At 68.1% G+C, this 19,147-nt stretch carries 20 protein-coding genes; 15 read left to right on the top strand and 5 right to left on the bottom strand.

Annotated elements, in window-relative coordinates; translation table 11 throughout:
• Nucleotides 1-38: 38 nt before the first annotated feature.
• From ASG37_RS12180 to ASG37_RS12150, 7 genes are all read left to right on the top strand, one after another.
• Nucleotides 39-1,367, top strand: coding sequence for a glycoside hydrolase 5 family protein (locus ASG37_RS12180; RefSeq protein WP_055760299.1), 1,329 nt, complete (start codon nucleotides 39-41; stop codon nucleotides 1,365-1,367).
• Nucleotides 1,368-1,562: 195 nt separating this feature from the next.
• Nucleotides 1,563-2,351 (top strand): uroporphyrinogen-III C-methyltransferase, encoded by a 789-nt coding sequence (gene cobA / locus ASG37_RS12175; RefSeq protein WP_055760296.1) that lies wholly within the window; start codon nucleotides 1,563-1,565, stop codon nucleotides 2,349-2,351.
• On the top strand, nucleotides 2,348-2,644 hold the full coding sequence (locus ASG37_RS12170; protein WP_055760609.1) for a DUF2849 domain-containing protein: 297 nt from the start codon (nucleotides 2,348-2,350) through the stop codon (nucleotides 2,642-2,644). Before cobA ends, ASG37_RS12170 begins: the two co-directional genes overlap by 4 nt.
• 36 nt (nucleotides 2,645-2,680) lie before the next feature.
• Nucleotides 2,681-4,315 carry a nitrite/sulfite reductase gene (locus ASG37_RS12165; RefSeq protein ID WP_055760293.1) on the top strand — a complete coding sequence of 545 codons (1,635 nt, stop codon included), beginning with the start codon at nucleotides 2,681-2,683 and terminating at the stop codon, nucleotides 4,313-4,315.
• Complete coding sequence (locus ASG37_RS12160) at nucleotides 4,308-4,733, top strand: DUF934 domain-containing protein (protein WP_055760289.1); 426 nt, start codon at nucleotides 4,308-4,310, stop codon at nucleotides 4,731-4,733. Before ASG37_RS12165 ends, ASG37_RS12160 begins: the two co-directional genes overlap by 8 nt.
• Complete coding sequence (locus ASG37_RS12155) at nucleotides 4,726-5,505, top strand: phosphoadenylyl-sulfate reductase (protein WP_055760286.1); 780 nt, start codon at nucleotides 4,726-4,728, stop codon at nucleotides 5,503-5,505. The genes ASG37_RS12160 and ASG37_RS12155 overlap by 8 nt, the downstream gene beginning before the upstream one ends.
• Nucleotides 5,506-5,598: 93 nt before the next feature.
• Nucleotides 5,599-6,048, top strand: coding sequence for a hypothetical protein (locus tag ASG37_RS12150; RefSeq protein ID WP_055760283.1), 450 nt, complete (start codon nucleotides 5,599-5,601; stop codon nucleotides 6,046-6,048).
• Nucleotides 6,049-6,247: 199 nt separating this feature from the next.
• Here the strand turns inward: ASG37_RS12150 and ASG37_RS12145 are convergent, their stop codons facing one another.
• Nucleotides 6,248-7,759 (bottom strand): replicative DNA helicase, encoded by a 1,512-nt coding sequence (locus tag ASG37_RS12145; protein ID WP_055760280.1) that lies wholly within the window; start codon nucleotides 7,757-7,759, stop codon nucleotides 6,248-6,250.
• A gap of 79 nt (nucleotides 7,760-7,838) precedes the next feature.
• Here ASG37_RS12145 and ASG37_RS12140 point away from each other — a divergent pair, with 79 nt between their 5' ends.
• Genes ASG37_RS12140 through dcd form a run of 4 tightly spaced genes read left to right on the top strand, consistent with a single transcriptional unit; the run spans nucleotide 7,839 to nucleotide 9,983 of the window.
• Entirely contained in the window at nucleotides 7,839-8,321 is a 483-nt protein-coding gene (locus ASG37_RS12140; protein WP_055760277.1) for a UPF0262 family protein, read from the top strand.
• Entirely contained in the window at nucleotides 8,318-8,989 is a 672-nt protein-coding gene (locus ASG37_RS12135) for a GH25 family lysozyme (RefSeq protein ID WP_055760274.1), read from the top strand. The genes ASG37_RS12140 and ASG37_RS12135 overlap by 4 nt, the downstream gene beginning before the upstream one ends.
• Entirely contained in the window at nucleotides 8,986-9,432 is a 447-nt protein-coding gene (locus ASG37_RS12130; RefSeq protein ID WP_055760271.1) for a cytidine deaminase, read from the top strand. The genes ASG37_RS12135 and ASG37_RS12130 overlap by 4 nt, the downstream gene beginning before the upstream one ends.
• Nucleotides 9,429-9,983: a dCTP deaminase gene (dcd, locus tag ASG37_RS12125; protein ID WP_055760268.1), complete on the top strand. Its 555-nt coding sequence runs from the start codon at nucleotides 9,429-9,431 to the stop codon at nucleotides 9,981-9,983. The genes ASG37_RS12130 and dcd overlap by 4 nt, the downstream gene beginning before the upstream one ends.
• Nucleotides 9,984-10,016: 33 nt before the next feature.
• Here the strand turns inward: dcd and ASG37_RS12120 are convergent, their stop codons facing one another.
• Together ASG37_RS12120 and ASG37_RS12115 are read right to left on the bottom strand one after the other, a co-directional pair.
• Nucleotides 10,017-11,012, bottom strand: a complete 996-nt coding sequence (locus ASG37_RS12120; RefSeq protein WP_055760265.1) for an SDR family oxidoreductase — start codon at nucleotides 11,010-11,012, stop codon at nucleotides 10,017-10,019.
• A gap of 53 nt (nucleotides 11,013-11,065) precedes the next feature.
• Nucleotides 11,066-13,171: a ComEC/Rec2 family competence protein gene (locus ASG37_RS12115; protein ID WP_200909759.1), complete on the bottom strand. Its 2,106-nt coding sequence runs from the start codon at nucleotides 13,169-13,171 to the stop codon at nucleotides 11,066-11,068.
• 65 nt (nucleotides 13,172-13,236) lie between these two features.
• On the opposite strand from ASG37_RS12115, the gene gltX reads away from it, so the two are divergent.
• From gltX to ASG37_RS12095, 4 genes are all read left to right on the top strand, one after another.
• Nucleotides 13,237-14,667, top strand: a complete 1,431-nt coding sequence (gene gltX / locus ASG37_RS12110) for a glutamate--tRNA ligase (protein WP_055760262.1) — start codon at nucleotides 13,237-13,239, stop codon at nucleotides 14,665-14,667.
• A gap of 19 nt (nucleotides 14,668-14,686) precedes the next feature.
• On the top strand, nucleotides 14,687-15,970 hold the full coding sequence (locus ASG37_RS12105) for a citrate synthase (RefSeq protein ID WP_055760259.1): 1,284 nt from the start codon (nucleotides 14,687-14,689) through the stop codon (nucleotides 15,968-15,970).
• Nucleotides 15,970-16,176 carry a hypothetical protein gene (locus tag ASG37_RS12100; protein ID WP_055760256.1) on the top strand — a complete coding sequence of 69 codons (207 nt, stop codon included), beginning with the start codon at nucleotides 15,970-15,972 and terminating at the stop codon, nucleotides 16,174-16,176. The genes ASG37_RS12105 and ASG37_RS12100 overlap by 1 nt, the downstream gene beginning before the upstream one ends.
• A 68-nt stretch (nucleotides 16,177-16,244) precedes the next feature.
• Nucleotides 16,245-16,670 (top strand): hypothetical protein, encoded by a 426-nt coding sequence (locus ASG37_RS12095; RefSeq protein WP_055760252.1) that lies wholly within the window; start codon nucleotides 16,245-16,247, stop codon nucleotides 16,668-16,670.
• 10 nt (nucleotides 16,671-16,680) lie between these two features.
• Here the strand turns inward: ASG37_RS12095 and ASG37_RS12090 are convergent, their stop codons facing one another.
• Entirely contained in the window at nucleotides 16,681-18,045 is a 1,365-nt protein-coding gene (locus ASG37_RS12090) for a sensor histidine kinase (protein WP_055760250.1), read from the bottom strand.
• On the bottom strand, nucleotides 18,042-19,136 hold the full coding sequence (locus ASG37_RS12085; RefSeq protein WP_055760246.1) for a DUF2336 domain-containing protein: 1,095 nt from the start codon (nucleotides 19,134-19,136) through the stop codon (nucleotides 18,042-18,044). The genes ASG37_RS12090 and ASG37_RS12085 overlap by 4 nt, the downstream gene beginning before the upstream one ends.
• Between the last annotated feature and the right edge of the window lie 11 nt (nucleotides 19,137-19,147).

The raw sequence follows: 19,147 nt of genomic DNA, 5'->3' as shown, positions 1-19,147 counted from the left end.
ATAGAAAGGAATAAGAAAAACAAATAGGGAGATGAGCCGTGGTCGATCGTCGTTCCGTCCTTGCGGGCGGGCTGGTTCTGGCGGGATGCGCCGCCACCGGACAGACCCCGCCCGGCACCACGGCGGCCAGCCCGTTCATCCGCCGCGACGGCATGCGGCTGATGCAGGGCGACAGGCCCTATCGCTTCGCCGGCGCGAACCTGTGGTATGCGGCATGGCTCGGTGCCAATGCGCCTTACGGGGACCGCGCCCGCCTGTCGCGCGAACTCGACCGGTTGAAGGCGGCGGGCGTCACCAACCTGCGCATCATGGCCTCGGCCGAGGAAGGTCCGCTCAACAATTCGATCAAGCCCGGCTTCCGCACCGCCAGCGCCGATTATAACGAAACGATGCTCGCCGGGCTCGACTGGGCGATGGCGGAGATCGCGCGGCGGGGGATGACCGCCGTGTTGTGCCTGACCAACTTCTGGGAATGGTCGGGCGGGCTGATGACCTATCTCAGCTATGTCGGCGAACCGTGGATCGACATGGGCGACCCCAAGCACCCATGGCCCGAATTCCCCAATTCCAATTCGCGCTTCTACGGCAATGCCCGCGCGGTGGCGCTCTACCACGCCTATGTCCGCGCGGTCGTGACGCGCACCAACCGCGTGACCGGCAAGCCGTACCGCGACGATCCGGCGGTGATGGCGTGGCAGCTCTGCAACGAACCGCGCCCGGCGGGTGATCTGGCGCATGCGAAGCTGCCCGACTTCTACGGCTGGGTCGACGGCACCGCCCGCCTCATCAAGTCGCTCGACGCCAATCATCTGGTGTCGACCGGCAGCGAGGGGTTGAAGGGCAGCCTCGAACAGACCGACATCGTCCGCACCGAACATGCGTTCGATTCGATCGACTATCTGACGGTCCATGTCTGGCCGAACAACTGGACCTGGGTCGACCAGAAGGACTTGGCGCGAACCTATGCCCGGGGCGAGACGCTGGTCGAGGACTATGTCCGCAAGCACATCGCCATCGCCCGCGACCTGAACAAGCCGATGGTGATCGAAGAATTCGGCTATCCGCGCGACGGCGGCAGCAACGATCCGAAAGCATCGATCGTCTACAAGGACCGCTTCTACCAGTTGCTCCACCGCCTGGCACTCGCCGACGCGCAAAGCGGCGGGCCGACCGCCGGCACCAACTTCTGGGCATGGAACGGCGAGGCGCGGACGAAAAACGCCGACTGGCGCTTCCACCCCGGCGACCTCCAGTACATGGGCGACCCCCCGCACGAACCGCAGGGCTGGTACGGCGTGTTCGACACCGACGCCTCGACGCTGGCACTGGTCGCCGCGCAGGCAAGGGCGATGCAGGCGATCGGGTGACACCCACCCGTCATCCCGGCGCAGGCCGGGATCCATGGACAGGCGACGGTAGCGGCTCCATCGCACCCGCCCGTATCCATGGATTCCGGCCTGCGCCGGAATGACGGGGTGGTCGGGTACAGGAAAAGAATCCCTACCCGTCCCCCAAGCAAGCGTCGGTTGCGCAAACCCCGCCCGCCCCGCATCTATTCCACCATGGCAAGTCTACTCGATCCCACCGCGCGCGGGCGCGTCATCCTCGTCGGCGCCGGGCCGGGCGATCCGGGCCTGCTGACCGTCCGCGCGGTCGAGGCGCTGAAATCTGCCGACGTTGTCGTCCACGACGGGCTGATCGACCCGCGCGTTCTCGACCATGCCCCCGCCACCGCGCAGCGCATCTCGGTCGCCAAGCAGCGCGCCCGCCACACGCTGCCGCAGGAGGCGATCAACGCGCTGATCGTCGCCCACGTAAAGACCGGCGCGATCGTCGTCCGGCTGAAGGGCGGCGATCCGTTCATCTTCGGCCGCGGCGGCGAGGAAGTCGAAGCGGTCCGCGCCGCCGGCCTCCCCGTCGAGGTCATCCCCGGTGTCTCGGCGGCGCTCGGCTGCGCGGCGGGCGCGATGCTGCCGCTCACCCACCGCGACTGGTCGTCGGCGGTCAGCTTCGTCGCCGGCCAGTGCAAGGGCCTGTCGGAACAGGATTGGTCGGGCCTTGCCGGACAGGGGCGGACGCTGGTGATCTACATGGGCGTCGCCACCGCCGAGGCCATCGCCGACAAGCTGATGGCCGACGGCGTCGCCCCCGATATGCCGGTCGCGGTGCTCGAACGCGGCACCTATGCCGATGCCCGCGCGCTGCGCACCCTCCTCGCCGATCTGGGGCCGATGGTCGCGCGCGAGCGCGTCGGCAGCCCGGCGGTGATCGTGGTGGGCGAAGTGGTGCAACTGGCCGATGCCGAGGACAAGCTCGGCGCATGGGCGACCGCAGCGGAGGCAATGGCATGAAGCTGCTCACGGGCAACGACTTGCCCACCGGCGACGTGACATGGTGGACCGGGACCGACTGGTCGCGCCATGTCGAGGATGCCGCCGATGTCGGCGAGGACGGCGAGCGCATCGCCCAGACCGAGGAAGCCGCGCGCCGCGTCAACGTGCCCTATGTGATCGACGCGGTGGCGACGCCCGACGGACCCCGCCCGGCCCATATCAAGGACCGCATCCGCGCGCTCGGCCCCACCGTGCGTACCGACCTGACGCTCAAGCCCGCCGACGCGCAAGCGGGCGCGTGGGTCATTTGAACCTCGCCGCCCCCGCGAAGGTCTAGGAAGCAAGCGATGTATCAATACGACACCTATGACCAGTCGATCGTCGACGCCCGCGTGGCCGAGTTCCGCGATCAGGTCGAACGCCGCCTGTCGGGCCATCTGACCGAGGACCAGTTCAAGCCGCTCAGGCTGATGAACGGCCTCTATCTCCAGCTCCACGCCTATATGCTGCGCGTCGCCATCCCCTATGGCACGCTCTCGGGGCTGCAGATGCGGACGCTGGCCGACATCGCGCGCACCTATGACCGCGATTACGGCCATTTCACTACGCGCCAGAATCTCCAGTTCAACTGGATCAAGCTGGCCGACACGCCCGACATTCTCGAAAAGCTGGCCAAGGTCGAGATGCACGCCATCCAGACCAGCGGCAACTGCATCCGCAACATCAGTTCCGACCAGTTCGCCGGCGCCGCCGCCGACGAGACGACCGACCCGCGCCCCTGGGCCGAGCTGCTGCGACAATGGTCGACCTTCCACCCCGAATTCAGCTACCTGCCGCGCAAGTTCAAGATCGCGGTGATCGCGGCGGACGAGGACCGCGCCGCGATGCGCCTCCACGACATCGGCCTGCGTATCGTTGAGCGCGACGGCGTTGCCGGCGCGCAGGTCTATGTCGGCGGTGGCATGGGCCGTACCCCGATGATCGCGCCGCTGGTCAACGACTTCGTGGCCCTGCCCGACCTGATGAGCTATCTCGAAGCCTGCCTGCGGGTCTACAACCGCTACGGCCGGCGCGACAATATGTACAAGGCGCGGATCAAGATCCTGATCCACGAGATCGGCGTCGACAAATATCGCGCCGAGGTGGCGGAGGAATTCGCGCATATCAAAACGCTGGGCATCGATCCGCCACAGGCGGAGTTCGACCGCATCGCCGCCTTCTTCGCCGACCCGGCCTTCGCCGACACCTCCGGCGATGCCCCGGTCGATCGCAGCGATGCCGGCTTCGCCGCATGGCTCGACCAGAATACCCACGCCCACAAGCGTGCGGGCTATACGATCGTCACGATCAGCCTGAAGCCCGCCGGCGGCATCCCCGGCGATGCCTCTGCCGATCAGATCGATGCGATGGCCGATCTGGCCGAAGCATACAGCTTCGACGAACTGCGCGTCACCCACGCGCAGAACATCGTCCTGCCGCATGTCCGCTCGGCCGATCTGCGTAGCGTCTACGACCGGCTGGTCGAGATCGGGCTGGCCGAGGCGAACCTCGACCTCATCACCGACATCATCGCCTGCCCCGGCCTCGACTATTGCAGCCTCGCCAACGCGCGCTCGATCCCGCTCGCGCAAAAGATTGCCGACCGCTTCGCCGATCCGGTGCGCCAGCGCGATCTGGGCGAACTGAAGCTCAAGATCAGCGGCTGCATCAACGCCTGCGGCCATCATCACGCGGGCCACATCGGAATCCTTGGCGTCGATCGGAAGGGCACCGAGAATTACCAGTTGCTGCTGGGCGGATCGGGCGCGGAGGACGTGAGCCTCGGCAAGATCACCGGCCCCGGCTTCTCGGAGGACGGCGTGGTCGATGCGATCGAGCGCGTGACCGAGCGCTATCTGGCGACACGCGAACAGGGCGAGCGGTTCGTCGACACCTATCGCCGGATCGGCATGGAACCGTTCAAGGAGGCCATCTATGGTTGAGGCGCTGCGCTTCCGCGACGACGCGGGCCATGACGAACCCGCCGTCACCCTCGACGCCTTTCTGGGGCAATCGAACGCCACCGCCGTGCGGATCGAGGCGGGCGACGACGCGCGCGAGCTGTTGCCGCACCTCGACCGGCTCTCGCTGATCGAGGTCAGCTTTCCCAAGTTCCGCGACGGGCGCGGCTATTCCGCCGGCCGCATCCTGCGCGAAGCGGGCTATACCGGCGAACTGCGCGCCGAGGGCGATGTGCTGGTCGACCAGTTGCCGCTGATGCGCCGCTGCGGCTTCGACAGTTTCGCCCCCGCCCAGCCGATCGATTCCGCCGCGCTGGAACGCGCCCTCACCCGCTACGACGATGTCTATCAGGCCGCGGCCGACGGGCATGTGCCCGTATGGAAGCGCCGGCATGGCTGAGATCGACAGCCGCATCCGCGACCGGATCGACACCGGCCCGCGCTTCACCACCGCCGACGCGCACCGCCTCAACAACCTGTTCCGCGGTGCCACGACGCAGGAGATGCTCGCCACCGTCCTCAAGGAGCGGATGCTGGGCGAGGTCGCGATCGTCTCGTCGTTCGGCGCGGAATCGGCGGTGCTGCTCCACCTCGTCGCCACGATCGACGCTTCGGTGCCGGTGCTGTTCCTGGAGACGGGCAAGCATTTCCCCGAAACGCTCGCCTATCGCGACCTGCTGGTGCGCCGGCTCGGCCTCACCGACTTCCGCAACCTCGAACCCGACCCCGCGCTGCTGGCGGCGAAGGATTCGACCGGCCTGCGCTGGTCCTACGACCCCGATGGCTGCTGCGACATCCGCAAGGTCGAACCGCTGGCCCGCGCGATGACCGGCTTCGACGCCAGCTTCACCGGGCGCAAGGCGTTCCAGTCGGCGACGCGCACCGCGCTCCCCCGCTTCGAACTCGACACGTCGGACACAGCGGGCCGGTTGAAGGTCAATCCGCTCATCACCTGGACCCCGGCCGACATCGACGCCTATTTCGCCGAACACGACCTGCCGCGTCACCCGCTGGTCGAACAGGGCTTCCCCTCGATCGGCTGCGCGCCCTGCACCAACCGGGTGAAGCCCGGCGAAGACCCCCGCTCGGGCCGCTGGGCCGGCTGGGAAAAGGTCGAATGCGGCATCCATGTGCCGCTGGGCGACGGCGATCCGAACCTGCCGAGTTTCTGACGGGGCAAAAGATAAGTACTCCCCTCCCTGWCAGGGAGGGGAGAACACGCCACCCCCCTTGCCCAACCTCGCCAACCGGCGCACAGCCGCGCGATGCCATCCGCCGTCGCCTATTTCACCAACGCCCGCCTGATTGTCGCGCCTGTCTCGCCCACCCCATCGGGGATCATGCTGGCGCACAGCCCGCGCTGGTTCGGAAAGTCGGTCAAGAAACCGATCCTTGCCGCAGCGATCGCCGACGCAATGGCCGCCGCCACGTCCCCGCTGCCCGATCTCATTCCAGAGCAGGCGAAACGCAACTTCATTCCGTTCCAGGACGCCGCCGGGGTCAAGAACTTCAAGACCTTCATGCGCGACGCCCACTGCGTCGACCTCGACTCCGATGGCGCGCGGGTGACGCTGACGCCCCTCACCAACCTCGGCCCCAGCAATGGGTTCGAGCCGAACGACGGCGACGCGGTCACCGTCCCCGCCACCGACTCCGACGCGGTCGCCGGAACGTTGCTCCACCTGCTCGGCCTGCGCCCGGCCCCGAGCGCCTAGGCCGCATCGTCACCCTGGACTTGTTCCGGGGTGACGATGCAAGACAGCCAAGCTTTTCCTACACGCCGCAGCGCTGCTACGCTCCCCACGGACCACCACAGGAGCGCCGATCATGCCCGACCGATTTGACCGAAATCCCGCCGCAATCCGGCCCCGTTTCGCGCCGCGAGTGTAAACTTTGTAAACTTTGGACGCCGCCCTACTCGTCCAGCCCGCTGAACCCGCCGCCGGCATAGTCGCTGAACTTGGTGATCGACGGCTCGAACTTCAGCGTCACCTTGCCGGTCGCGCCATGGCGCTGCTTGGCGATGATGAGCTCGGCGAGGCCGTAGACCCGTTCCATGTCCATCGCCCATTTGGCATGGTCCTCGAACACGCGGGCATCGTCGCCGTCGCGCGGGCGTTTGGGCTCCTTGGCCGCGACGTAATAATCCTCGCGATAGACGAACCAGACCATGTCGGCGTCCTGCTCGATCGACCCCGATTCGCGAAGATCGGACAATTGCGGGCGCTTGTCCTCGCGCTGCTCGACCGCGCGGGAAAGCTGCGACAGCGCCACCACCGGCACGCCGATGTCCTTGGCCAGGGTCTTCAATCCGCGCGAGATTTCGGAGATTTCCTGCACCCGGTTGTCGCTGCCCTTGCCCGACCCTTGCAGGAGCTGGAGGTAATCGACCACCACCAGCCCCAGCTCGCCGTCGAGCTTGCGGTGCAGCCGGCGGACGCGGGTGTGCAGGCCCGAGATCGAGAGCCCGGCGGTATCGTCGATATACAGCGGCAGTTGTTCGAGGTCGGCGGCGGCATTGGCCAGCCGGGTGAAATCCTCCTTGCGGATCTTGCCCATGCGCAGCGATTCGGAACTGATCGCCGCCTGTTCGGCAAGGATACGGGTGGCGAGCTGGTCGGCCGACATTTCGAGGCTGAAGAACGCGACCTTCGCCCCGACCGACTTGCCCTTCTCCATCCCCGCGCGCTGATCGTCCATGTAGCGCTGCGCGGCGTTGAACGCGATGTTGGTGGCGAGCGAGGTCTTGCCCATGCCCGGACGGCCGGCGAGGATGATGAGATCGCTGTGGTGCATGCCGCCGATCCGGCCGTTGAGCGAATCGAGCCCGGTGGTGACGCCCGACAGGCCGCCACCCGAATTCATCGCCCGCTCGGCCATGCGGACCGCCATCGTCGTCGCCTGTGCGAACGACTTGACCGCATTGGCCGAATTGCCCTCGGCGGCGACCTTGAACAGCGCTTCCTCGGCCGCCTCGATCTGTTTCTTGGGGTCGACCTCGGTCGAGGTGTCGGTGGCATTCTCGACGAGGGTGCGGCCCACGGTGATGAGCGCGCGGAGCTGCGCCAGGTCATAGATCTGCTGCGCGAACTGGCGGGCACCCAGCAGGCTGGCGTTCGATCCGGTGATCTCGACCAGATATTGCACGCCGCCGCGCGGGGCGAGCAGCTCGTCGCCATCGAACATCGGCTTCAGCGTCACCGGACTGGCGATCATGCCGGTGCGGCGCACGTCGCGGATCCGCTCGAAGATACGGACGTGCGCGGGATCGTAGAAATGCTCGGCGTCGAGCCGTTCGACCATGTCGTCGGCAAGGCCGTTGTCGATCATCATCGCCCCCAGCAGCGCGGCTTCGGCGTCGACGTTGTGGGGCACGCGCGGCGGCGCGGGGGGATTGCCCCCGGCGATGTTGTGAACAGTGGCCATCGCCCCTTTTCCCAGACCTTGGGCTTGCCCACAATGATTTTGCGGTGGACGCCGCGCGCGGGAGCGGCAAGAGGATGCCATGGCCGACCCCCGGATCATCGACGTCACGCTGGACGAGCGCACCATCCTATGGCGCAGCGCCGATATTGAGCAGGAACGGCGCATCGCGATCTTCGATCTGCTGGAGGCGAATCATTTCGCGCCCGATCGCACCCCCGCCGATGCCTATGCCGGGCCGTACCGCATCGCGCTGTCGGTGCCCGAAGGCCGCCTCGCGATCGACATCATGCGCGAGGACGGGAGCCTGATCGAAACGCTGGTGCTGGGCATGGCACGGCTGCGTCGCCCGATCCGCGACTATTTCGCGATCTGCGACAGCTATTACAAGGCGATCCGCCAGGCGACCCCGCACGAGATCGAGACGATCGACATGGCCAGGCGCGGCATCCACAACGACGCCGCCGAGGCGCTGAAAGAACGGCTGACCGGCAAGGTCGCGATCGATTTCGATACCGCGCGGCGGCTGTTCACGCTCATCTGCGTGCTGCACATCAAGCAATGACCCGGGCACGGATCGTCCTGATCGTGGCCGCCGTGCTGGCGGTCGCTGCGCTCATTGGCTGGCGCTGGTCGCTCGGCTGGGCACCGGCGACGGCGCGCTTCGCGGTGCAGGGCGTCACCGTGTCGGCGGCGGACGGCGCGATCGACTGGCCGATGGTGCGCGCGCAGGGGGCGGACTTCGCCTTCGTCACCGCATCGACGGGCACGGCGCGCGATCCGGCGTTCGAGGGCAACTGGAACGCCGCCCATGCCGCGGGCCTGCGCCACGGCGCGCTCCACCGTTTCTCGCTGTGCGAGTCGACCGCCGATCAGGTGACGGCGTATCTGACCACCGTGCCGCGCGCGGCCGATGCGCTGCCCGCCGCGCTGGCGCTGGATGTCGCCGAGGATTGCGACGCCCACCCCAACCGCGCGCAGGTGCTGAGCGCGATCCGCGGTTTCCTGGGGCCGGCGGAATATCACGACGGCCGCCCGATGATGCTGCGCGTGTCGGCAGCGTTCGAGGACGAATACCGGGTGAGCGAGGCGATCGTCCGCCCGCTGTGGGCCGAACGCGCCTTTCTCGAACCCGGCTATCTGGCGCGACCTTGGCGACTGTGGCAGGCGAACCCCGCTCGCCGCATCGACGGCGTCGCCCGTCCCGTTGCCTGGAGTGTCGCCGCGCCATGACCGATCCCGACCGCTTGATCGCCGCCGCGCGCGAGGCCGCCGCCCATGCCCATGCGCCCTATTCGAAGTTCGCGGTCGGCGCGGCGCTGCTGCTCGCCGACGGATCGATCGTGACCGGCGCGAATTTCGAGAATGCCAGCTACGGCCTGTCGCTCTGCGCAGAGACGGTCGCCACCGCCACCGCCAGCGCCAGCGGCCGCCTGCGCGAGATCGTCGCGGTCGGCATCGTCGGCGGGCGGATCGGACACGCCGATACCGACCCGATCCTCCCCTGCGGCCGTTGCCGGCAGGTCCTCAACGAAGCCGCGCAGATGGGGCCGCTTGGCAACCTCGACATTTATTGTTCGGGGCTCACCGGGGGTAAGACTGAAACATATCGCCTGTCCGACCTGCTGCCCAATGCGTTCGGACCGGCCAATCTGAAAATCGGGGGACACGCATGAGCATCTTGTCGGATCGCTGGATTCGCGAAACCGCGCTCGCGACGGGCATGATCGAACCGTTCGTCGAATCGCAACGTCGCGACGGCTGCATCAGCTACGGCCTGTCGTCCTACGGCTATGACGCGCGCGTCTCGGACGAGTTCAAGATCTTCACCAACGTCGATTCGGCGGTGGTCGACCCAAAGGACTTCGCGCAGAACAGCTTCGTCGACCGCAAGACCGACGTGTGCATCATCCCGCCCAACAGCTTTGCGCTGGCCCGCACCGTCGAATATTTCCGGGTGCCGCGCGACGTGCTGGTCATCTGTCTCGGCAAATCGACCTACGCCCGCTGCGGCATCATCGTGAACGTCACGCCGCTGGAGCCCGAATGGGAGGGGCATGTGACGCTGGAGTTCTCGAACACCACTCCGCTCCCCGCCAAGATCTATGCCAACGAAGGCGCGTGCCAGTTCCTGTTCCTGAAGGGCGACCAGCCGTGCGAGACGAGCTACGCCGATCGCGCGGGCAAATATATGGGCCAGCGCGGGGTGACGCTGCCGAAGCTGTAACTCTCCCCTCCCTGGAAGGGAGGGGCCAGGAAATCATGGGCTGCCCTTGCCGCCATGCGCGCCGACCGCCGTGCCGGTCGAGAAGCTGGCGCCGCTTTCCGCCAGCATCACGAACAGCCCGGCGAGTTCGGCGGGCTGGCCCGCGCGGCCCAGCGGCGTGTCCTGCCCGAACTCGCCCATGTCGCCCGGCAACTGTCCGCCCGCGACCTGGAGCGGGGTCCAGATCGGGCCGGGCGCGATCATGTTCACCCGGATGCCGCGCTTCGCCAGTTGCTTGGCCAGCCCCTTGGTGAAGATCAGGATCGCGCCCTTGGTCGAGGCATAGTCGAGCAGTTCGACACCGGGGTCGTAGCTGTTGACCGACCCGACGTTCAGGATCACCGACCCCGGCACCATGTCGCGCGCCACTTCCTTCGCGATGCGGAAATAGGAAAAGATATTGGTCTCGAACGTCCGCACCATCTGTTCGTCGCTGATCTGGAAAATGTCTTCCTTCGACTGCTGATAGGCCGCGTTGTTGACCAGCAGGTCGACCCCGCCCAGCCCCCTCTTCGCAGCCGCGACGATCGCCTGACACCCCTCCAGCGTGCGCAGGTCGCGCGGGATCGCCACCCCCTTGCGCCCCGCCTGCCGGATCAGGTCGATCACCTCACGGGCATCGCTTTCCTCGTCGGGGTGATAGTTGATCGCGACGTCCGCTCCTTCGCGCGCAAAGGCGATGGCCGCCGCCCGGCCGATGCCGGAATCCCCGCCCGTCACCAGCGCCTTGCGCCCGGCGAGCTTGCCCGATCCGCGATAGCTGCGCTCGCCGCAATCGGGGCGTGGGCTCATCTTCGATTGCAGCCCCGGCCATGGCTGGCGCTGCTCCGGGAAGGGGTCGCAGGTATAAGCGGTGCGCGGGTCGCGTAGCGTCGGCCCCGCCGCCGGGGTGGAGGCCGCGCCCTGTCCGGCGAAACCGGCGGAGGCGATGCCGCCCAAGCCGACCGTCGCTGCGCCCAGAACTGCCCGCCGTGAAGGTCCGTATTCCATCGTGCGATTTCCCTGTTCGTCAATCGCGCCAACGGTTCGGATCGTCCTTTGGTTCAGTGGCTTGGGCGTACCGTTTCGGCCCGTTCCCAAGGATGCCGCCGGCCCGATCGCACCGCGCGCACCCGGCCGTCGGCCAGCGACACCGCCACCCCGCCGGTCCGCGCGAGCATCGCCCGGTCGAGCTTCAACCAGCGCGGAATGCAGGCCGCCGGCAGCCGTCGGTCGCTGACCACAATGTCGGCGCGCCGGCAAACCGCGATCAGTTCGGCCCATGGCACCGCATAGCCGCTGCGCGTCGCGACGATCGTCCAGCGCCGCCCGCCCGCCGTCCGCGTCGCGATGCACAGATCGGGGCTGCACGCCGTTCCCGGCTGTTCGGACAGCGTCGGCAGATCGCCCTCCACCCCGCCGCCCTCGCCCAGCGTCGAGCGGACATAGTCCCCCGCCCGGTCGCGCAGGATCGCCATGCCGCCATCCGGCCCGCGCAGCGCCAGATGCCGCCCGTCGCCCGTCACCAGCAGGTCGGGCGCGGGGGTCGCCAGCGCCCATAGTCCGCCGATGACGAACGGCACCACGCCCCATCGCCTGAGCGACGTGCGCCACAGCGCGACCCACAGGCCGCCACCCACCATCAGCGCGAACGCGCCGCCCGGCATCGCGGGCAGCGCCGCGACCGATCCCGGCGCGGCGGCGACGCTCCGCGCGATCCACAACAGCAATGACAGCGACACCTCGACCGCCCACCACGCCGGCGCGCCGAACCCGACCATGTCGAGCGCCAGCGCCAGCGCTTCGAGCGGCATGGTGACGAAGGTAGTGAGCGGAATGGCGACGATATTGGCCAGCGCGCCGTACAGCCCGGCCTTGTGGAAATGATACAGCCCGATCGGCATCAACGCCGCCTCGACCACCACCCCGGTCAGCAATAGCGAGGCGAGGCCCCGCGCCAGCCGCCGCGCGACGCCTTCGTCGCGCGCGCGGAACCAGCGGGTGACGCGGGGATGTTCGTGGAGCGCGACGATCGCGGTCACGGCGGCGAAGCTTAACTGGAAGCTCGGCCCCGCGAGCGATTCGGGCAGCACCAGCAGGACCAGTAACGCCCCGGTCGCGATCATCCGCAGCGTGATCGCCTCGCGCCCCAGCGACAATGCGGCCAGCACGAGCAGCGCGGCGATGCACGACCGCACCGTCGGCACGTCCGCCCCCGACAGCCATGTGTAGAAGATCGCCGCGCCTGCCCCCGCCCCCGCCGCGACGACCGGCAACCGGATCCGCAACGCGATCGGTGGAAACAGCGCGAGCAGCTTCAACACCACCGTCATCGTGCCCACGACCACCGCCGTGACGTGCAGTCCGCTGATCGACAGCAGATGGGCGAGGCCCGAACGGCGCATCGCCTCGGCATCCGCCTCGGCGATCGCCCCCCGGTCGCCGGTGACGAACGCCGCCGCGATCCCGCCCGCGCTGCCCTCCACCCGTGACTGAATATGGTTCGTCAGTCGGGACCGCAGCCCGGCATTCCCCGCATCGCCGGGTTGCAGCACCGCGATCGGCGCAAAGCCGCGCCCGGTCGCGCCGATCCCCTGAAACCACGCGACGCGGCGGAAATCATAGGCCCCCGGCACCGCCGCATCGGGCGGCGGCATCAGGCGCGCGCGCAGCGCCACCATCGCCCCCGGCGTCACCTCGGGCGGCAGGTCGCCCTGCGCGACGTTCACCCGCACGCGCGGCGGCATGCCGGAATCGTCGGTCCGCAGCGTCAGGCGCACCAGTTCGCGCGCTGGCAGCGGCTCGACCCGTTCGACCTTCGCCGTGAGCGCGACGATGGCGGGCCGCGCCAGCACCGGTGTCGCGACCCGTTCGGCACGCCACCACACCAGCGCGCAGCCGAGCATCGCCAGCACCCCGCCCCACAACAGCACCCGCCCCGCCCGGCTCGACCATGGCAGCGCCAGCCCGGCTAAGGCGACGGCGGCGGCGGCGAACAGGAAGCCGCCCCACCCGGCCACGTCCGGCAACAGGAACCACGCCGCGATCCCGCCACCCAGCGCAACCGGCAGCCACAGCGGCAATTGCGCCCGCTCCGCCTCCAGCCACAGCTCGATTTGCCCGAGGAACCCGGCGGGGGTGCCCAAGGTTTGAAGCAGGCGGGGGGCCATGCTAGAGGCGCTCGCGGCTGTACCGGCCATAGTCTTATCCACCCGATGTCTGGGAGCATCCGCGCTTGGGCGCAACCAATTCCACGGCGCAAGTCGTCACCCGTTTCGCGCCGTCGCCGACCGGCTTCCTCCATATCGGAGGGGCGCGTACCGCCTTGTTCAACTGGCTCTATGCCCGCCGCCACGGCGGACGGTTCCTGCTGCGGATCGAGGATACCGACCGGGCGCGTTCGACGCAGCCGGCGATCGATGCGATTCTCGACGGTATGCGCTGGCTCGGCCTCGACTGGGACGGCGATGCCGTGTTCCAGTTTGCCCGCGCCGATCGCCATGCCGCCGTTGCTCGCCAGTTGCTGGACGCCGGCCATGCCTATCGCTGCTACGCCACGCCGGAGGAACTGACCGCGTTGCGCGAGGAGCAACGCGCGGCCGGCAAGCCGATCCGCTACGACGGCCGCTGGCGTGACCGGTCGCCGGAGGATGCGCCCGAGGACGCGCCGTTCGTCGTCCGGTTGAAGGCGCCGAAGGAAGGCGCGGTCACGATTTCGGATCAGGTGCAGGGCGACGTCACCGTCGCCAACGCCGAACTCGATGATTTCGTGCTGCTGCGCTCCGACGGCACGCCGACCTATATGCTGGCGGTGGTGGTCGACGATCATGACATGGGCGTCACCCATGTCATTCGTGGCGACGATCACCTCAACAACGCTTTCCGCCAACTGGCGCTCATCCGCGCGATGGATGCGATCGAGGGCGGCTGGCCCGACCCGATCTATGCGCATGTGCCGCTCATCCACGGCGCGGATGGCGCAAAGCTGTCCAAGCGTCACGGCGCGCTGGGCGTCGAGGCGTATCGCGACGAACTGGGCGTGCTGCCCGAGGCGCTCAACAATTATCTGTTGCGGCTCGGCTGGGGGCATGGCGACGAGGAGATCATCGATCGCGACCGCGCGATCGAAATCTTTGGCCTCGGCGGCGTCGGCCGCTCGCCGTCGCGCTTCGACACGAAAAAGCTGCTGCATCTCAACGGCCATTATATCCGCGAGGCCGACGATGCCCGGCTCACCGATCTGGTGGCGGCACGACTGCCCGACGGGATCGACCGCGATCTGTTGCAGCGCGCCATGCCGGTGCTGAAGGTCCGCGCCGCCGATCTGAACGAACTGGCCGCCAACGCCGGCTTCTTCTTCCGGTCACGCCCGCTCGCGATGGATGACGGTGCCACCACGCTGCTGACACCGGAAGCACGCGCGATCCTGACGCGGCTGCACGCCAAGCTTGACGCACTCGCAGCATGGGATACGGAGACGATCGAAGCTGCGGTACGCGAAGTGGCGGAGGCAGCGGCGTTGAAGCTGGGTGCCGCCGCGCAACCGCTTCGCGCCGCGCTGACGGGCTCGCGCACCTCACCGGGGATTTTCGACGTGCTTGCCCTGCTGGGCCGCGACGAAAGCCTCGGACGCATCAAGGACCAGATGGCCGCACCGGCCGCATAACGGAAACAGGAGACGCCGCATGGCTGAAGACGCGAAACTGCAGGTAGCGGGCAAGGACGTCCAGTATCCGGTACGATCGGGCACCATCGGCCCGGATGTCATCGACATCCGCAAGCTCTATGCCCAGACCGGCACCTTCACCTATGATCCGGGCTTCACCTCGACCGCGAGCTGCGATTCCGCGCTCACCTATATCGACGGTGACGAAGGTGTGCTGCTGCACCGCGGCTATCCGATCGGCCAGCTCGCCGAACAGTCGAGCTTCATGGAAGTCGCCTATCTGTTGCTGAACGGCGAACTGCCGTCGGGCGACGAGCTGGGCAATTTCACCACGACGATCAGCCGCCACACGATGCTGCACGAACAGCTTGCGACCTTCTATCGCGGGTTCCGCCGCGATGCGCATCCGATGGCGATCATGTGCGGCGTCGTCGGCGCGCTGTCGGCCTTCTATCACGATTCGACCGACATCACCGATCCGCACCAGCGGACGATCGCGTCGCACCGGCTGATCGCGAAGATGCCGACGATCGCCGCCATGGCGTACAAGTACAGCGTCGGTCAGCCGTTCCAGTATCCCGACAATTCGCTCAGCTACACCGGCAATTTCCTGAAGATGACCTTCGGCGTGCCGGCCGAGCCCTATGAAGTGAATCCGGTCGTCGAAAAGGCGCTGGACCGCATCTTCATCCTGCATGCCGACCATGAACAGAACGCCTCGACCTCGACCGTGCGGCTTGCCGGTTCGTCGGGTGCGAATCCGTTCGCGTGCATGGCGGCGGGCATCGCCTGCCTGTGGGGTCCGGCGCATGGCGGCGCGAACGAAGCCGCGCTCAACATGCTGCGCGAGATCGGCACGCCCGACCGCATCCCGGAATATATCGCCCGTGCCAAGAACAAGGACGATCCGTTCCGCCTGATGGGCTTCGGCCACCGCGTCTACAAGAACTACGATCCGCGCGCGACCGTGATGCAGAAGACCGTGCGCGAAGTGTTCGAATCGCTCGGCGTCACCGATCCGGTGTTCGAAACCGCGCTGCGTCTGGAAGAAATCGCGCTGTCGGACGATTATTTCGTCGAGAAGAAGCTGTTCCCGAACGTCGACTTCTATTCGGGCGTCATCCTGTCGGCGATCGGCTTCCCGACCACGATGTTCACCGCGCTGTTCGCGCTCGCCCGCACCGTCGGCTGGGTCGCGCAGTGGAACGAGATGATCTCGGACCCCGAACAGAAGATCGGCCGCCCGCGTCAGCTCTACACCGGGCCGGCGCAGCGTGATTACGTATCGGTCGGCGAACGCTGATGCGCATCGTCCGGCGCGTGCTGACGATCGCGGGCGCGATCCTGGCGTTCGTCGGACTGTTCTGGCTGGGTCAGGGGATGGGCATCATCCGCTGGCCCGCCAGTTCGTTCATGATCGACCAGTATCTGTGGGTCGTCACCGGATCGGTAGTCGCAGCACTCGGGCTGTTGCTGGTGCTGATCGCGCGGCGGTTGCCACGGCGGTAGGCGAACCGGCTTGCCCGCGACCACCGGTCGTGCCACCTTTCCCCTGATAAAAATGGGGGGATGACCGGATGACGGGCCTGCTGACGGCGGCATTGATGCTCGCGCAACCGGGCCTGACTCCGTCCGGCCCACCGACGGCGCAGGGCACCGTCCGCACGGCGCAGCGTCTGCTGGAGGCCACCGACGCCGGCGATGATGCCGCGTTCCAGCGAACCACCCACCAGTTCACGGTGATGTTCACCGGCGACTTCGGTGCGCCGGCGACCCGCGCCGACTTCGCGCAGATCCTGAAGCTATGCACCGATCGCAAGATCGGCGAGTCGAGCGTGGTCCACCGGATGAAGGAATTTCGCACCGTCCGGCTGACGATGCGCTGTACGCTCGATCCAAAGCTTACACCGGCGGCGATGGTGATGGACATCATGGCGAACGACGATGTCGCGGTCGCGGCGTTGACCGGCGGTATCGAGGCGATCTGGCCGACGACCCGTTGACCGCAGCGACCTATCGCGCCGGTAGCAGCAGCACGAACCGCGCGCCCTCGCCCGGCGCGCTGTCGAGCAGGATGTCGCCGTCCATCGCCCGCGCCAGCCGCCGCGCGATATAGAGGCCGAGCCCGCTACCGCCCGGCTCGCCCGGATCGACCCGGCCGAATTTCTCGAAGATGCGTTCATGATCCTCGGGCGCGATGCCCTTGCCCTGATCGGCGACGATCACGCAGGCGCTCTCGCGATCGCGTTCGAGACGGATCCACACCATGCCGCCCGGCGGCGAATAGCGCACCGCATTGCCGATCAGGTTGACAAGGATTTGGAGCACCCGGCGAAACTCGCCGCTCGCCGCCATCGAATCGTCGAACGAAGGGCGGTCGATCCGCACGTCGCCCTGTGACGCCCGTACCGCCAGCAGCCCCGCCGCACGCCGGGCGACATCGGCGAGGTCAAGGTCCTCGACGCTGACGACGAAATCGGCGCGCTCGATCGCCGACAGATCCTCCAGATCGTCGACCAGCCCCAGCAGGTGGCGCGCCGCGCTGGCGATGTCGGTGGCATAGCCGGTGTAGTCGTCGGTCAACGGCCCCTCGGTCCGTGCCGACATGCTGTCGGCATCGGCGATGATCCGGCCGAGCGGATCACGCAGCGCCCGACCGACGCGGCGGCTGAACGCTTCGGACAGGTCGCCGGGCGGCGGTGCTTCCACGACGATCGGCTCGTCGGGCGCGATGGCATAGGCCGCGCCGTCGAATCCGGCGAAGCGCCCCGCCGCGTCGCGCCGTGGCACCGCCGCCAGCCGGACGCGGTGTGGCGTCCCGCGAACGCCCGCCTCCTGCTCGTCGAACATCGCCTGCGAGGCGACGGCGCCTAGCAGCGGGAAACCGCCCTCGCCATCATCGTCGAGCACGAACAATCGCGTCACCGGCTGGCCCAGCACCGTCAGCGGATCGAAGCCATGGCTCACCCCCGCATGATCCGAAACATGGGTCAGGTGCAGCGACGCATCGGTCGTCCACAACCAGTCGGCATCGGCGCGCAGGAAATCCGCCTCGCGCCCGGTGTCCTCTCCCTGCCACGGGGCACCGGCATGCCATCCGGCCGCCTCCAGCCGGATGCCGAGATCGTCGGGCCGCGCGGTGACGGTGAGTTCGAGGTCGTCCTCGCCATCGGCGGCGGTGATGGTCCGGGTCAGTTCGATGCCCAGCCGCTGCACCAGCCGGACGAGCGCCGCGATCTGCGGCACCGCCACCGGCTGCCCCACAGCACCACCTGCCCGCCGGTTCAACTCGGCAAGGCGTGGTTCGGCATCGAGCAGCACTCCGTCCGCCGACACCCGGCCGAACGCCGGCGGCAGACCGGAATCGCGCGCGATCACGTCTGTCCGCCCAGCGCCAGCATCGCCGCATGATAGTCGGGGTCGAGCGCCATCGGCGCCAGCGCCAGCCGCGCGGCGGCGGGCGTGAACGCCATGATCGAATCGATCGCTTCGGCCAGCGCCTCGACATCGCGTGCCGGCTCCGCCTCGGCCAGTGCGAAGCCGATCCGGGCGATCACCGTCCGATCGAGATCGACCGCGCGCAGCACGACCCACAGCCGGGTGCCGTCGCGATCGATCAACAGGTCGCGCACCCGGGCGAACGCCAACCCGCTCGCCTTGGCCAGCAAGGCGACGAAGAACACCAGCCGCCCGTCGCCGATCGCCTCGATCAGCAGGCCGGGCAGTTCGTCGCGCTGGGCATCGACCGCCTGCGCCAGCCGCATCGCCGCGACCTCCAGCGGCACCAGCTCCGCCTGCGGATCAAGCGCGCGGCGGACCGATTCGGACAGCGCGGCATCGAGCAGCGTCGTCGCATCGCCGGCCGCCACTGCCTCGCGCAGCGCCGCCGCGACCCACCATGCGACCCGCTGGTGCAGCGGCCGGACAAGGTCTACGACCGTGACATCGCCATCCCAGCGCGGACCGCGCCGGGCCTGCGCCGCCAGCATCGCCACCGCCGCCGCCGCGACCAGCCGGTCGCTCGCCTGCGCCATGCGCGCGATCATCGTCGGCCGCTCCAGCCCCTCGGGCAGCGTGACCGGCAGCGCGGCGGCGATATGCGCCAGCCGGACCCGCGCCAGCAGTTCGCCGAACAATGCGCCATCGCGGAACAGCCCGGCGCGGTTGACGCGGTCGAACGTTCCGCCGCAGCCGCGCAACTGCTGCGCCAGTGCCGCCTCGCCGCGCGTGGTCAGCAGCCGGACGGCATGATCGCGCACCTCCGCCTCGACCGCGCCGACCACGCCTCGCATCGCACCGTGGAGCGCGGTGGCGGTACGGTCGTCGATCCGGGCATCGTCGGTCAGATGAAAGGTGTCGGCCGCCGCCCGCAGGCGGGATGCCCCGACCCGTTCGGCCGATGCGACACGATCGAGCAGCGGCGAAATCGCCGCCGGGGGAGAGAGAGGATCGAGCGGGTCGTATGCCATTGGAACGGCCC

It is taken from the genome of Sphingomonas sp. Leaf407 (assembly GCF_001425385.1).
In the GTDB taxonomy this organism is placed as follows: Bacteria; Pseudomonadota; Alphaproteobacteria; order Sphingomonadales; family Sphingomonadaceae; genus Sphingomonas.
The sequence above is the reverse complement of the archived record's forward strand: the minus strand, read 5'-3'. Positions and strand labels throughout refer to the sequence as shown.